The sequence below is a fragment of the Rhodococcus sp. NPDC058639 genome (assembly GCF_042717545.1).
Classification (GTDB): domain Bacteria; phylum Actinomycetota; class Actinomycetes; order Mycobacteriales; family Mycobacteriaceae; genus Rhodococcus.
Map to the genome: position 1 here is coordinate 53,262 of NZ_JBHXRF010000011.1, position 14,674 is coordinate 67,935.

Below are 14,674 nucleotides of genomic sequence, written 5' to 3' on the forward strand. Positions count from 1 at the left end.
GGACCGGGGCCGGTACCGCCACGTGCGCACGCCGCGACGATGTCGCCCGTTCGGGTGGTTCCGCCCTCGGAGCTCAGCACAACCCGGGTTATTGCCACTCGCGTACACAGCAAGTGCTCGGCATTCGCGAACGGTACGGCTAGCCTGGGCGGGTGGAGTCAGCATCGAACAGCCGCCGCACCCCGCGCCGGATCGACCCGGCGCTCGAGGTCCAGACGGAGCCACAAGAGCTTGTGCCCCGTCGGCGGCCCACCCAGGAACGGAGCCGGCGTAAATTCGACGCGCTGCTCGCCGCGTCCCGGGAACTGCTCACCGAGGTGGGGTTCGAGTCGTTCACCTGCGAAGAAGTCGCAGCCCGCGCCGACGTACCCATCGGCACGCTGTATCAGTTCTTCGCCAACAAGTACGTGATCGTGTGTGAACTCAACCGTCAGGATCTCGTCGGTGTCCAGGAGGAACTCGCCAAGTTCAACGGCGAGATCCCCTCCGTCGACTGGTTGCGGTTTCTCAACAGCTTCGTCGATCACATGGCGGGGTTGTGGGCCACCGATCCCTCCCGGCGCGAGGTCTGGCTCGCGATGCAGTCCACTCCGTCCACCCGGGCCACCGGCGCGATCCACGAGAGGGAATTCGCCGAGCAGGTCGCGCGGATGCTCGCGCCCCTGACTCCCGACACGCCTCGCCCGCGTCGCAAGCTCATGGCCGAGGTGCTCGTCCACGTCGTCTATTCGATGCTGAACTTCTCGGTGCAGGACGACCAGACCCACGCCGAGGCGGTGGCCGAACTCAAGCGCATCATGGTCGCGTATCTCCAAGTGGCCGAGCGTGATTCACGGACACAGGCAAAGAAGCGCAAACGGCGCGAGGAGTCCGAACGGTCCCGGGAGACCGAACCTGCGGGTGCGCACCGCGCGGAGCCCACGCCCTCCTCCCGGAATTGACCGGCGCTCCTATCCCTGACCGTCGCCGGTCTCGGCATCGAGCACCACGAACGCGCCGGCCATGTCGCCGTCGTGAGTCAACGACACGTGGATCCTCATCCCCGTCAACTGCTCTGCAACCTTCCCGTGCAGCCGGATGCTCGGGCGCCCCCACGCATCGGAGACGACCTCGATCTGCTGGTGGATGGTCTCCGGCAGCACCGGCGGGCGACCGAACAGTGCGGCCGACCACGCCTTGATCACCGCTTCCTTTGCCGCCCACCGGGCCGCGAAATGCCGGGCCGGATCGGAGCTGCGGGTATTCGCGTCACGTCGCTCCCCCGGTGTGAAGTTCCCCAGCATCGTCGTGCCCGAACGGCTCAACTGCTCGGCGAACTCCGGAACCGACACGAGGTCGAACCCGATACCCGCAACTCCCATCCCTCTGTCCCTGTCCCGTCGTTACTTGCAGCCGGGCAGGCCCGGGCGGTACACGTCGTCGTCGCCGAGCCGTGCATCCGCGTCGAGCAGCACAGCCGCTTCGAGGTGACGGGCTGCCTCGGCCGGCACCGCGTCTCCGCCGAAACGACGGTCTGCGGGCCGCTGGTACAGCGCCGCGCCCCCGGCCATCGCCGACGCCAGGCGCCGCTTACCGACGACAGTCCGTGCCGCTGCCGCCGCGCGGTACTCCTCACGACGTTCCGCCGGGACCGCCTCGACGAACGCCTGCGGGTGCACCACCGCGATCAGCCCGGATACGTGCCCGAACCCGAGACTGGTCAGCAGGCCGGCCTTGAGCGCGTACTGCTCACCGAACCGCAACGGGGTACGTGCCCACACGAGGTGCTCGAACTCGGCCATCTTCTCGTCGACGCAGTCGAGACTGCGGTTCGGCGGGACGACACCCTGTGTCAGCACCTGGCACAGTCCGACGAGCTGGAACGCTGCCGCGCCACCCTTCGCGTGCCCGGTCAGCGACTTTTGCGACACCACGAACATCGGGTTGCCGTCGCTGCGCCCGAGGGCTGCCGCGAGACGTTCGTGCAACTCCGCCTCGTTCGGGTCGTTCGCGGCCGTCGACGTGTCGTGTTTGGAGATCACCGCGATGTCGTCGGCGGTCACGCCGAGCTTGCGCAGTTCCTTGGCCAGCCCCGATTCGAGCCCACCGCGAGCTGCGCCGAGCGCACCGATACCGGGCGCCGGGATCGAGGTGTGCACACCGTCGGCGAAGGATCCGGCCCAGGCGACCACACCGAGAACGGGCAGGCCCATCTCGAGTGCGACGTCACCGGCGGCGAGGAGGACCGTGCCGCCGCCCGCCGACTCGACGAATCCGCCGCGCCGGCGATCGTTGGCCCGCGAGAAACGACGGTCGTCGATGCCCTTGGCCCGCATGTCGTCCGACTTCGCGGTCGCCGACATGTCGCCGAAGCCGATGATGCCTTCGATACCGAGATCGTCGAAGCCGCCCGCGACGACCAGTTTCGCCTTGCCGAGCTTGATCTTGTCGACGCCTTCTTCCACGGACACCGCTGCCGTGGCGCATGCCGCGACCGGATGCACCATCGCGCCGTAGCCACCGACATAGGACTGCACGACGTGCGCCGCGATGACGTTCGGCAAGGCTTCCTGCAGGATGTCGTTCGCGCGGGACTCACCCAGCAGCGTGTCGATGTACAGCGACCGCATGGAGGTCATGCCGCCCATGCCGGTGCCCTGTGTGTTGGCGACCAGCGACGGGTGCACCCAGCGCAGCAGTTCCGACGGGGTGAACCCTCCGGTGAGGAACGCGTCGACCGTGGTGACGATGTTCCACAGCCCCACCCGGTCCACCGAGTCCGCCATGTCGGCAGGGATGCCCCACCGGGTGACGTCGAAGCCGGTGGGGATCTGGCCGCCGACGGTGCGTGTCAGCTTCGCCTTGCGCGGCACGCGGATCTCGGTGCCGGCCTTGCGGGTGACCGTCCAGTCGCCGGACTCGGCATCGACCGAAGCGACCGTGTTCTCCGGGTCGGAGTCGACGAAGGCGCGGGCCTCGATCTCGGAACCCACCACGAAGGACAGGTCCTTGTCGAGGAAGACGGAGGTCAAGAGCGGTGCCGTGTTGTCGGTCATCGCACCGTCGTCGGCGTAGCGGCGGATCCCGCAGCGCTCGACCACCGCGTCGTGGTAACGATCGGCGATGTCCGCTTCCGGAACCAGCGCGCCGGTTTCCGCGTCGTAGAAGCCGGGCTCGGGTTCGTTCTCCCACTCGATCAGTCCGGTGACCCACGCCAACTCGAGCACACCGGCTGCCGACAGTTCCTCGTCGACCTCCATCTCGAAACGGGTGCGAGCCGAGCCGTACGGGCCGAGCTCACCGGCGCCGACGATGACCACCATGTCGGCGGGATCGATATCGAGTGCGGACCACTCCGGGGTCGGCACCTCGTCGACACGCGGGGCCGCGGGCAGAGCCGCGATCGTCGTATCCGGGTCGGTGTCCTGATCGGGTGCGTCCGCGACCTCGGCCGTGTCCTGGGCCTGCTTCGCGAGCGCCGGCAGATCGAGGTTTGCCTCGGCGAGTCCTCCGGTGAGGTCCGCGACCAGCGGCGCTTGCTTCGCGAGTCGCTTGGCCTCCGGTCCGACGAGCTTCAGCAGTTCGGTGGCCATCTCCGACGTGGACCACGTGCGCACGCCGGCCGCCTCGACGGCGTCGACGAGCGGATCGTTGCCGCCCATCAGTCCCGTGCCGCGGACCCAGCCGATGAGAGCGTGCGCCAAGGTGACGCGCTCGGCCCAGGTGCGCTCGGCGCTCCAGCGGGTGACGATCGCGTCGAGTGCCGCCTTGGACTCGCCATACGCGCCGTCACCCCCGAACATCCCGCGGTTCGGGGAGCCCGGCAGCACGACGTGCAGATGCGTGTCGACGTCGGTGTCCGCGCCGATGCCGGACAGACCGGCGATCAGCCGTTCCACCGACCACAGCAGAACCCGCATCTCCATCTCGGCGCGAGCACCGGCGTCGGCCAGCGATCCGGCGACACGGGGCGCGGCGAACGGGAACAGCAGGGTGGGCGTGAGCGCATTCTTGATCAGCTTCTTGGTGCCTCCCGCGTTCTCGACGGTGTCGGTGCCGATCCACTCGATCAGCGCGTCGACGTCGACGTACGACGCCATGTTGGCGGGCACCACCCAGAGGGCGGCGCCGGCGCGAGCGTTCTGCGCGTAGAGATCCTTGTAGAAACCGAGGCGCGTCGAGTCGAGACGCGAGGTCGTGACGACCACGGTTGCGCCGCCGCCGAGAAGCTCGGCTGCGACCGCGGCGCCGATGCCGCCCTTGCTGGCTCCGGTGACCACTGCGACCTCCCCGGTGTACGGGGCGTCGCCCGTCTCCTGGGCGGCGGCCGCGATACGACCGTAGGTCTCGGCCGGCACCACGCGGCCTGCGTCGATGGCCTTGGCCCGCCAGAACGCGGCGTGCGCAGCGACCGTCGCACCCGCACCGTCGAAGCGCTCGACGTCGATCGGGTCCCCGAGCCAGATCCGGGCGAGATCCTCGCGTGCGGTCGCCCACCGGTCGTCGATCAGCACGGCCTTGCGAGCGTCGAAGGCGGGGGCAACCTGCCGCGGCCAGTCCGCGCCGAGCTCGGCCGAGACCAGCTCGACGAGATCGTCCTCGGCCTTGTCGGCCAGGCCGGAAGCCTGCTCGTTCAGGCCGAGTTGCTCGAGCACCAGGCGAGCAGCATTCGCCAGGACGCCGTCGCGGCCGGTGATCTGCTCGGTGAACTCCCCGAGAGCAGCGGCGTCGACGGTCGCGCCGCCCCCGCCACCGGCGGACGGCATCGACACGGAGATCCCGCGGCGCGACCCGACGGACTGCACAGCGGCGTCGATCAGTGCGTCCACGGACGCGGTGTCCGCGAGCGCACCCTGCGACAACCCGCCGAGGTCACCGCCGCGAACGGACGTGCCGTCGCGGCTGCCGAGCACAACCTCCGCGGTGACGTGCCGGGCCCACCCCTCGCCGAGTCCCCACACCTTGGCGACCCGGTCGGTGATGTAGCCGGGACGCTTGCCCGACGGGCCGAACACCTTGCGCAGATGGTCGTTGATCGAATCGGTCAGCACCGGGCCGAACGGCGTGTAGGTGCGGGCCAGGCGATCGACCGTGCCGGCCAGCGCGCCCATGTCCGCATCCGCAGCACCGTCGATGGCACCGAGCGACAACTCGGAACCGAGATCGACGAGCAACTGGTTACGACGTGAGGACACGCCGTCGCACAGTGCCTCGATCGTGTCCGCGGGGCCGATCTGATCGGGGCGCAGTTTCGTCCACAGGGCGATGAGCACCTTCGTGGCGTCGGCGGCCTTGAACGTGATGTCGTCGGGCGTCGGGCCACCGGTCGGCGCGGCGGGGGCAGCAGCAGGGGCCGCGGTCGCGGCGGGCGCGGCCTCGGCGGACGGTGCCTCGGGCTCGTCGTCTTCCACCGGCGCGGGATCCACATCGGTCGAGTACACGACCGACGCGTCACGCTCGATGTTGAGGACCTCGACGGGCTGACCGAATCGGCCCGGAAGCTTCAACGTCTGCGACGCCAGGTTCGCCACCGTCGGGACGGCACCGAGGCCGACCTCGACGAACCGCTCGACGCCGAGACCGCCTTCGGATTCCGGCGCGAACAGCAGGTCCTGCGTTTCGATCCAGCGCACCGGCGACGCGAACTGCCACGCGAGCAACTCGGCCAGCACGACGCGACACAGCCTGGACCGGTCCACCGACCACGCGTCGAAGTCGGAGAGCACCTCGGCGAGCGGCTCGGACGGCACCAGATCCGCGATCTCCTGGACGAATTCACGGCTCAGGTCGAACGGCTTGGGCACCAGGTTGGGGATGTAACGTCCCACGAGGATGTCCGGATCGATCTGCTCGGGAAGCAGGTGCAGCAGGCGCTCCCGGAAGTCGTCCACACCGCCGCGCAGCACGGTCGAATGGAACGGCACGTCGATGCCGGGCACGAGAATGAAGGCGCGCTTGCCGCCGAACTCGGCGACCTTGCGTTCGATCACCTTCTCGAGAGCGTCGAGACCCGCAACCGTGCCCGCGATCGCGTACTGCGATCCCCTCAGGTTCAGATTGACGATCTCCAGGAACTCTCCGGACCGGTCCGCGACCGCGGCGACGAACGCCTCGAGGTCCTCGTCGGCCACGCCGAACTGCGACGGCCGGATCGCCGCCATGCGGTAGTCCGAGCGGCCCTGCGCGTCGCGCGGCACGAGAGCGTGCATCGCCGAGCCACGCTGGAAGACCACCTCGAGCACGGCCTCGAGCGGCAGCACACCGGCGACCGCCGCGAGGGCGTTGTATTCGCCGACCGAGTGCCCGGCGAGGAGCGCATCCTCGAGGAACGCGCCGGCCTCACGCAACTCCGCGATCTGCGCGACGCCGAGCGTCGCCATCGCGACCTGCGTGAACTGCGTCAGATGCAGCACACCGTCAGGATGCTTGTGGGTCACGCCCCGGGCCTTGAGGACAGTCGGGTTGTCGCGCACCACGGCGAGGATCGAAAATCCCAGAGCCGTGCGGGTGTGCTTGTCGGCGCGGTCCCAGATCTCCCGGGCGGCCTTGCTGCGGGCGCGGGCGTCGAGACCCATGCCCGGACGTTGGATGCCCTGTCCCGGGAACGCGTAGACGGTCTTCGGGGCGGCGATGCGCCCGGTGGCCACCATGACCAGATCCCCGTCGACCCGGCAACCCACCTCGACGACCTCGGCACCGCGGTCGGTGGCGATCCGGTCGACGCGCACGTCGATCTTCGCGCCGGGCCGGACCATGCCCAAAAAGCGTGTCGTCCACGCGGTCAGTTTCCGTACCGGAAGCTTCGCGTCCGCCTCGGCAGCCGTGACGACCTGCTGAGCGGCCGCCGAAAGCCACATACCGTGGACGATCGGGCTGCCCAGCCCCGCCAGGAGCGCGGCGTTCCCGGATGTGTGGATCGGGTTGTGATCCCCCGACACCCTCGCGAACGCGGTCATGTCGGTGGGGGCGACGATCACCGCATCGCGGCGGCGCCGACGAGGCGTGTCGGTGGCGTCCTCGCTCATTGCGCCACCGGCCCGGACCGGATCGGGCAGTTCGGCGCTGCCGGTACGGCCACGAATCGCGAAGCGCTCGACGAGAGTTGCGACGACGTTGTGGCCGGAACCGTCACCGCTGTCAGCGGTGATGACGACGTTCACCTGCACGACACGACCGAGATCGGCGTCGGAGACTCCGGCGACCTCTGCCTTGACACCCAGGAACGCGGGCTCGGTGGGCAGGCCGTTCTTGACGTCGATGGCGTGATCGAGGTGAACCAGATCGAGCATGCCTTCGATGACGGACCGGTCGGCGGTGGTGCGTGCCGCCCCGAGCGCGGCGAACACCGCGGGCCAGCACGCGCCGACGAGCACATCGGGCACGCCGTTGCCGGCGGGAGTCAGGGTCTGGGGCAGGCCCGAACCGGTTACTCCGGCATGGTCCGCGATCTTTTCCGGCAACCAGCCCAGGGTGATCCGGGCGGCGCCCTTCCTGACGGCCGGCAGTTCCTGGCCCGCTGCGACGCCGAGCAGCGCAGACATCGCCGCGTCCGCGTCGGTGTCGCTCACGACAGGTGCTCCGCCGGTGCCCACGGAAGCGGGCACGGTGATGCGGATCTCGACGGCCTTGTCCCGGGCGAGCGGGACGCGCAACCCGACATGCCGGTCGTCGAGAACCGTCAGGGTCGCGCCGGTCGGCGCATGCGACGCTGCGGAATCGGATTCGGCAGTCCAGTCGGCCAGGTCACCGAGACGATGCACCGGATTGCGGGTCAGACGGCCGGCCCAGTGGATGTCCGGCGAGGAGAGCACCGCGTCGAGCACGCCGGGCGCGAGATCGAGATGTCGCCGCGCGACGATCGGCGTCGGCTCGATACCGGCCGACAGCAACTCGTCGACGGTGGCCTTCTCGAACCGATCGAGGAGTTCACCGACAGGCTCGTCCACTCGCGTGATTCCCGCGACGGCGACGGTGCCGGGGATGACACAGACCTGATCGGCGCCGTAACGCGGGTCGTGTGCCTGCCACAGCGAGTCGGAACGCCACCAACGGCGAACGTCCCGGTCGATCACGGGCACGAAGTTCACGGGCTTGCCGGGGGTCTTGCACAGCGACACGAAGAACGGCACGTCGGCGGGATGAAGGACGACCTCGTCCGCATCGCGGTACTGAGCGGTGAGCGCGTGGAGCGCCGCATACGGTCGTTCCAGCGTGGCGTCGTCGGCGAACAGCGTCGGGATGGGGCCGCGATCGACGGGGTGCAGGCGTGCCTCGGCGCGCTGCAGCATCGCGCGGAAGCGCTCACGCCACGACACATCGGTCCAGAGGCTGACATGTGCTTCGGCTACGGCGTCGGCCAGGTCTGCGCCGCAATCGAATTCGCGCGCATGATCCGCTCCGACGGTGAGCTCGAGGTAGCGGCGCAGCCACTGCAGGTACGTCATGGAGCCGACGTCGCCGAAGTACGGCTTGGCCGTGATGTCGAGGGCAGCGACGATCTCGTCGCGACGCGACGCCACGGCGTCGGCGTCACCGGCGACCTCGTCCAGGAGACGGCCCGTGCGAGAGGCCGCGTTGTCGATCTCGTGGATGTCGGCACCGAGCTGACTGCGACCCGACGCCATACCGCCGGATGCGGTACCCGCGCCGACCCAATCGGGCGTGCCGGGAGTGTCGACGAGCAATTGCTTGACGGCCGGCGCGGTCGTGGCCTCGAGCGTTGCCATCGCTGCGGTGCCGACGAGGATGCCGTCGAGCGGCATCGCCGGGAAACCGTGACGCGTCGCCCAGCGACCGGTCAGGTAATCGGCCGCCTTCTCGGGTGTACCGATACCGCCGCCGACGCACAGGATGAGATTGGGACGGGTGCGCAGCTCGGCGTAGGTGTCGAGGAGCAGGTCGTCGAGGTCTTCCCACGAATGGTGACCACCGGCGCGACCGCCCTCGATGTGGACGATGACCGGGAAGCTCGGAACCTCGTTCGCGATCCGGATGACCGAACGGATCTGCGCGACGGTGCCCGGCTTGAACGCGATGTGCTCGATGCCCGCATCGCGCAGATCGGAGATGATCTGCACGGCGTCCTCGAGGTCCGGAATACCCGCCGTGACGACGACACCGTCGAACGGTGCGCCTGCCGCGCGGGCCTTCGGCACCAGGCGCTTACCGCCCACATGCAGTTTCCACAGGTACGGGTCGAGGAACATCGAGTTGAACTGCGCCGCGCGGCCGGGCTCGAGCAGGTTCTGCAGGCCCGCGACGTTGTCGGCGAAGATCTGCTCGGTGACCTGCCCGCCGCCCGCGAGTTCGGCCCAGTGGCCGGCGTTCGCAGCGGCCGCAACGATCTGGGGGTCGACGGTCGTCGGCGTCATTCCTGCGAGCAGGATCGGTGATCGCCCCGTGAGACGGGTGAACGCGGTCTCCACACCGACGCGACCGTCGGGCAGCGTGATCGGGGTCGGCGCGAACTCGGTCCACGCGCGCGGGATCTCGGGCTCCGCGCCGGGGGTGAGCAGATTGCGCTGGCCGCCACGGGTGGACGCAGCGAGGATGCCGACGCCACGGCCGCGCAGTCCGGAGCTGGTCATCCGCGTGAGCAGCTCACCCGGACCGAGGTCGAGAATCCACGACGCACCCGACTCGAGTGCCGTGTCCACCTGCTCCACCCAGTCGATCGGGTCGACGAGGATCGCCTCGGCGAGCGAGCGGGCCAGGTGGGCGTCGAGATCGCACCGGGCGGCCCAGTCGGCGACCTGGTCGACGGCGTCCGCCAATGCGGGGTGGTGGAATCCCACCTCGGCGGAGACGGGTTCGAAGGTCGGTGAGAACACCGCGCCGCCACGCTGCTTGGACTCGCGTTCGCGGGTCTCGGCGGCGGTGATCTGCTCGCATCGCTGTTGCACGCGCTCGAGCGCGGGCGGCGGACCGGACAGCACGACACGGCGGCGGGCATTACGGATCGCGACAACCGCACTCCGAGAAGGATCCTGGTCTCGGAAGATCTCGGCGACGATCGAGCGGAGGCGCTCGGGATCGACACCGGCGACGGCAAGCATCGGGAACCTGCCCGCGCCCGCGAGAAGACCGCGGCGGCGTCCGACGAGCGCTGCAGCCGCTCCGATGAGCTGAGAGATAGCCAGGATCTCCAGGTCCCTGCGGCCGCCGGCGGAGACGGCTTCGACCGCGAGGACACCGGCGGAGTGGCCGATCACCGCGGACGGCGGAACTTCGGTGACGTCGAGCCCCTGGTTCGCCAGCGCACGCAGCGCGGCAAGCTGGGTGAGAAGCACGCCGGGAAGAGACACGGCGGCGGAAGTCAGAGTTGCTGCGGTGGGCCCGGAGGGAGGGGCGGACTCGTCGGCGAGTTCGTGCTCGAGGATCCATGCGACGGGGTCGAAGCCCGCGGGTCGCACCACGACGAGATCTGCGGCGACGGGCGCGAGGTGCGCCGCTGCCGCGTTGACGAGGTCGGTCAGCGCGGGCTCGAGGCCGTTGTCACGGGTGAGTTCTCCGAGCGAGTCCAGCCACGGCGCACCCTGGCCACCGAACGCGAGGGCATAGGGCTCGCCGGCAAGGAACTTGTCCACCAGAGCACCCCGGGATGCGCTGGTGGCTCCCCGTTCGCCGGTGCGTCGTGATGCCTTCGAGTTCCGTCCGTTGTCGCCTGGTGTGGTCTCGTCGATCGTCACGCGTGTATTTCCTCTCCTGGACACCCCTGCTCGAGGCATTCCTGTGGTGCTGCACTGCCGGCGAGGTGTGTCGCACGGACTTGGGTGTGCTCTGACGGGCACGCCCAGATTCGCACAGAATCATGAGGGGTTCCTCATGTTTTGAGGTACGCCAAGGCGCGCACAGGCCGTGCACCAGTGAGTTGCCTCACATTGAGCGGGAGAGCGAACCGGCGAGTAACCAGAATCACGCCTGGCTGCATCGCTGCGTGGATATCCAAGAACCCGAGGACTCCTCACGTTTTATCGTTATCGAATCGTTACGACCTTGACGACAGACTTCGGCCGTGCCTCTGGCGACGGATCCGTGTCGGACAGGCCCGCTAACCTGCCCCCGTTCGAACGCATGTTCGCTTCGACGACCGAGTGAGGGGTTAGGGATGGCACGACCGCTCAAGTACACGAAGGACGTGCTGGAAGAAGCAGTGCGGCACTCGACGAACGTCGCGGAGGTCATGAGGTACTTCGGCCTCACACCGAACGGGGGACATCACACGCATCTGGGCCGGAGAATCAAGGCGCTCGGTATCGACACCTCCCACTTCACAGGACGACCACGCCTTCCCAGTGGCGGTGCAGGTCGACAACACTGGACGGAGATCCTCACCGAGCGCCCCCGCGGTGCTCCCCGCGTGAAACCACATCTCCTTCGCCGCGCGCTTCTCGAGACGGGCCGCGAGCACCGCTGCGCCGTCTGCAGCACCGGGCCCGTCTGGAACGGAGAAAGGCTTGTCTTCCACGTCGATCACATCGACGGCAATCCCAACGACTCCCGACCCGAGAACGTGCGATTTCTCTGCCCGAACTGCCACAGTCAGACGCCGACCTGGGCCGGCAGGCGCAGGTTCGGCTTCGAGTCGGCATGCCAGGAGCCGTAACGTATTGTGTCCGTGAAGCGCGAGTGGCGGAATTGGCAGACGCCCGGGTTTTAGGTATCCGTGTCTTCGGACGTGGGGGTTCGAGTCCCCCCTCGCGCACCAAGTGAGATGACCCACGGTGCATCGATCGTCTTGGCAGGTCGGTGCACCGCTCGGGTACCGTCGAGAGCGTGTCCGAGTATCGACCGCCCCGCCGGTTCGCCCTGGTTGTCCTGGTCCTGGTAGCTGCAGGCGGATGCCTCGGGCTCGGTTACTGGCAGTGGATGCGCTTCGAGGAAGTCGGCGGCACCTACCAGAATCTCGGTTACGCGTTCCAGTGGCCGGCCTTCGCATTCTTCTGCGTCTACGCCTACCGCCGCTTCGTCAAACTCGAGGCGGAAGAGGCCGAAGCCGAGGCCACCGGCGCCCCGCGTCCGTCGGAGCCGAAGGAACCCACCGAGATTCCCGCCGATCTGCTCCCCTCCCGCCCCCGCACTGTGGCGGAAGCGCTGGCCGAAGAGGCCGACGATCCTGAGGCACGGCCAACCCAGGAGTACAACGAGTACCTCGCGCAGCTGGCGCGCAGGTCCGATAGGAGCGCTCAGTGAGCACCACCCCCGAGCAGGCGTCCGGCGACACCGCCGGCACGACGCGCGTCGTCAGCGACGCGGACCGCAAGAAGATCGGTTCCGCCCTGCTGCGTTACCGCGTCCTCGCGTACGCCACCGGCCTCTGGCTCCTCATCCTCACGGGTGAGATGGTCGCCAAGTACATCATCGGCATCGAGAATGTGCCCGCGTGGATCGCGATCGTGCACGGGTGGGTCTACGCCGTCTACCTCGTGCTCACGTTCGACCTGTCGATCAAGGTGCGCTGGCCGCTCGGCCGCACCGTCGGCACGCTCCTCGCCGGCACGATCCCGTTCCTGTCGTTCTACGTCGAGCACAAGCGCACCCAGCAGGTGAAGGCCGACTTCGGGGTCTGACGACTCCCCCAGCGTGACAATCGGGTGGATGCGGTCCGGAAAGATCCGGCCCACATCCACCCGATGTGTATCTCGCGTGTAGCCGGCGCGGTCAGCGCCGCGGCAGGCGTACCACCTGGACGAAGAACTCGTCTATCTGCCGGACCGCCCGGATGAACTGGTCGAGATCGACCGGCTTGGTCACGTAGGCGTTCGCATGCAGCTTGTAGCTTCGGAGGATGTCCTCCTCGGCAGCCGACGTGGTGAGGACCACGACCGGGATGTCGGTGAGATCGGGGTCGGACTTGATCTTCTCGAGCACCTGCCGCCCGTCGTACTTGGGCAGGTTCAGGTCGAGCAGAACGAGGTCCGGCCGAGGCGCACCCTCATGGGCTCCACGCCGGTACAGGAAGTCGAGCGCTTCCTCTCCGTCGCGCACGACGTGCAACGTGTTGCCGATCTTGTTGTCCTCGAAAGCCTCGCGTGTCATCAGCTCGTCGCCGGGGTCGTCTTCGACCAGCAGAACGTCTATCGGCTCGCCAGGAATCGTCATGCAGATGCTCCTTCCAGAGCCTCGTTTTGTGCAGGCTCCTTGTCACCCACAGCGGGAATGGTAAAGCAGAACCTGGCACCACCCTTGTACTCGGGGTCGAGCCAGATCCCCCCACCGTGGTATTCGACGATCTTGCGGCAGATGGCAAGACCGATACCCGTACCGGTGTAGACGTCACGTCCGTGCAGGCGCTGGAAGATGACGAAGACCTTGTCCGAGAATTCAGGGGCGATGCCGATGCCGGTGTCCTCGACCGAGAACTGCCATGTCGCCTGCTCGCTCTCGGTGAGTCGCTCGCACCCGATACGGATCGTGATCGGACGATCGGGATGGCGGAACTTGATGGCATTACCGAGCAAGTTCTGCCACAGCATCACCAGCAGCGTGGGGTCGCCGACGATCTCGGGGAGCGCATCGGGCCGCTCGATGATCACTTCCGACTCTTCGACGGCTTGGGCGAGGTTGCCCAGTGCCGCGTCCAGCGTGGGATCGAGCGCCACGCGGACGTGATCGTCGCTCACACGCCCGACCCGAGAGAACGTGAGCAGGTCGTTGATCAGGATCTGCATGCGCTTGGCGCCGTCGACCGCGAACGCGATGTATTGGGTTCCGCGGTCGTCCAGCTTGTCGCCGTAGCGCTTCTCGAGCAGCTGACAGAACGACGCGACCTTCCGCAGCGGCTCCTGCAGGTCGTGGGAAGCGACGTAGGCGAACTGTTCGAGTTCCGCGTTGGACCGCTGGAGGTCGATCGCCTGACTTTCCAGCTGGGAATGACGTTCGCGGGACACTTCCAGCTCTCGGACGATCCGTTCGCGCATGTTCTCGACGTCTTGGCCGAGCGCACGGATGTCCGCCGGCCCCTCGGGCGTGATGTGGTGGCCGAATTCCTCGCGCGCGACGACCTTGCGGGTCGCTTCGCGAAGCCGTGCCAGGGGTCGTACCACGATCATCTGTACGAGGAATGCCATCCCCACTCCGGTGACCAGGAAGACCGCGACCATCGACGCGAAGATGGTGTCGCGGTTGGTCCGGACGGCTTCGAGTTCTCGGATGCCATCTTCGCGGGCCTGAAGCAGGCCGTCGTTCTGGATGTCGAACAGGACTCTCAGCCGGTCGAAGGCGACACGACCTGCTTCCACGGCAACCGGATCGACCGGGCGGGGATCACCCGGGACGACGGTCGACACGAGCGGTACGGCGTAGACGCGGCGCCAGTCCTCCGCGGCCGCTTCGATGGCATCGAGATCGGCGACGAGATCTTCTTCACCACGCACCAGCTCCCGCAACGTCTCGACTGCCTGTTGCTCGTCCAGGCGACCCTCCTCGTAGGGCTGGAGGAAGGCAGGATCGGCGGCGAGGATATAGCCGCGTGCTCCCGTTTCCTGGTTCACCAGCGACGCTTGCAGCCGGTACGCCTCGACTCGGGCAGGCTGGATGCGATCCCGCACGTAGTCGGACATGGCGGTCGTCTCGCGCAGATAGTGACTGCCCACGATGGTGCCCAGCACGACCAGCACCCCCATGATGCTCAGCACGATCAGGAACCAGCCCTGCACCGTGGGGCCACCACCGTCACGGTGGGTCACCGTGGAGG

General features: G+C 68.0%; 8 protein-coding genes and 1 tRNA gene. 5 read left to right on the forward strand and 4 right to left on the reverse strand.

Features of this window, described 5'->3' with window-relative positions; all coding sequences use genetic code 11:
- Window positions 1–152 precede the first annotated feature (152 nt).
- Window positions 153–941, forward strand: a complete 789-nt coding sequence (locus tag ACFWU2_RS20145) for a TetR/AcrR family transcriptional regulator (RefSeq protein ID WP_378610034.1) — start codon at window positions 153–155, stop codon at window positions 939–941.
- 9 nt (window positions 942–950) lie between these two features.
- On the opposite strand, the gene ACFWU2_RS20150 is transcribed toward ACFWU2_RS20145, so the two are convergent.
- Both ACFWU2_RS20150 and ACFWU2_RS20155 read right to left on the reverse strand, forming a co-directional pair.
- Window positions 951–1,361, reverse strand: a complete 411-nt coding sequence (locus ACFWU2_RS20150) for a holo-ACP synthase (protein ID WP_378610035.1) — start codon at window positions 1,359–1,361, stop codon at window positions 951–953.
- Window positions 1,362–1,382: 21 nt separating this feature from the next.
- Window positions 1,383–10,667 carry a fatty acid synthase subunit beta domain-containing protein gene (locus tag ACFWU2_RS20155; RefSeq protein ID WP_378610036.1) on the reverse strand — a complete coding sequence of 3,095 codons (9,285 nt, stop codon included), beginning with the start codon at window positions 10,665–10,667 and terminating at the stop codon, window positions 1,383–1,385.
- Window positions 10,668–11,086: 419 nt separating this feature from the next.
- Here ACFWU2_RS20155 and ACFWU2_RS20160 point away from each other — a divergent pair, with 419 nt between their 5' ends.
- The 4 genes from ACFWU2_RS20160 to ACFWU2_RS20175 all read left to right on the forward strand — a co-directional run bounded on the left by ACFWU2_RS20160 (window position 11,087) and on the right by ACFWU2_RS20175 (window position 12,548).
- On the forward strand, window positions 11,087–11,584 hold the full coding sequence (locus ACFWU2_RS20160; RefSeq protein WP_378610037.1) for an HNH endonuclease: 498 nt from the start codon (window positions 11,087–11,089) through the stop codon (window positions 11,582–11,584).
- A 17-nt stretch (window positions 11,585–11,601) separates the two neighbouring features.
- Window positions 11,602–11,686, forward strand: a tRNA-Leu gene (locus ACFWU2_RS20165).
- A gap of 68 nt (window positions 11,687–11,754) precedes the next feature.
- A complete protein-coding gene (locus tag ACFWU2_RS20170) occupies window positions 11,755–12,171 on the forward strand; it encodes a transcriptional regulator (RefSeq protein ID WP_378610038.1) in 417 nt (138 codons plus the stop codon).
- On the forward strand, window positions 12,168–12,548 hold the full coding sequence (locus tag ACFWU2_RS20175; protein WP_378610039.1) for a DUF3817 domain-containing protein: 381 nt from the start codon (window positions 12,168–12,170) through the stop codon (window positions 12,546–12,548). The genes ACFWU2_RS20170 and ACFWU2_RS20175 overlap by 4 nt, the downstream gene beginning before the upstream one ends.
- Before the next feature lie 91 nt (window positions 12,549–12,639).
- Here the strand turns inward: ACFWU2_RS20175 and ACFWU2_RS20180 are convergent, their stop codons facing one another.
- Together ACFWU2_RS20180 and ACFWU2_RS20185 are read right to left on the reverse strand one after the other, a co-directional pair.
- A complete protein-coding gene (locus ACFWU2_RS20180; protein ID WP_169620430.1) occupies window positions 12,640–13,080 on the reverse strand; it encodes a response regulator in 441 nt (146 codons plus the stop codon).
- Window positions 13,077–14,603 carry a CHASE3 domain-containing protein gene (locus ACFWU2_RS20185; protein ID WP_378610072.1) on the reverse strand — a complete coding sequence of 509 codons (1,527 nt, stop codon included), beginning with the start codon at window positions 14,601–14,603 and terminating at the stop codon, window positions 13,077–13,079. Before ACFWU2_RS20185 ends, ACFWU2_RS20180 begins: the two co-directional genes overlap by 4 nt.
- Window positions 14,604–14,674: the final 71 nt, after the last annotated feature.

Coding starts and splice junctions, on each gene's coding strand:
- ACFWU2_RS20150 (WP_378610035.1), bottom strand. CDS start 1,361: ATGGGAGTTGCGGGTATCGGGTTCGACCTCGTGTCGGTTCCGGAGTTC.
- ACFWU2_RS20160 (WP_378610037.1), top strand. CDS start 11,087: ATGGCACGACCGCTCAAGTACACGAAGGACGTGCTGGAAGAAGCAGTG.
- ACFWU2_RS20180 (WP_169620430.1), bottom strand. CDS start 13,080: ATGACGATTCCTGGCGAGCCGATAGACGTTCTGCTGGTCGAAGACGAC.
- ACFWU2_RS20185 (WP_378610072.1), bottom strand. CDS start 14,603: ATGGGGGTGCTGGTCGTGCTGGGCACCATCGTGGGCAGTCACTATCTG.